The following is a 403-nucleotide window of genomic DNA, read 5'->3' on the forward strand; positions in this document are numbered from 1 at the left end:
ACAAAAGGAGCCGACAGTCGAGATTTTACAAAAAAATAGAGAAATCCAACAGTAAGCCAGGCGACACCAATCAAAAGAGTGTCTTTGTTTAACAGTGTGAGCAGCCATCCGATAAATGCCGCTCCGATCAAAGGGAAGATTAAATAGAGTATTGTTTCAGTAAACGACCGTTTCTTTAACTTAATATAAAAATGGGCAATGACTGATACATTMACAAATGTAAAAGCGGTTAAGGCACCGAAACTGACAAAAGTGAYGGCTGTGTTTAAATCAATGAACATTCCCAAAAACGAAAAAGCGGTAACAAACAAGATATTCACCACGGGCGTTTTAAACGTTGGATGAATATATGAAAATACCTTTTGAGGCAGTACGGATTCACGGCCTAAAGCATATAAAAAGC

The 403-nt window shown here is 37.9% G+C and carries 1 pseudogene; it reads right to left on the reverse strand.

Annotated elements, in window-relative coordinates:
- Positions 1-403: pseudogene (locus tag AC1DWA_RS33605) on the reverse strand (Putrescine importer PuuP); the annotation flags it as partial.

It is taken from the genome of Rhodococcus sp. P4_F3_2 (genome assembly GCF_056401335.1).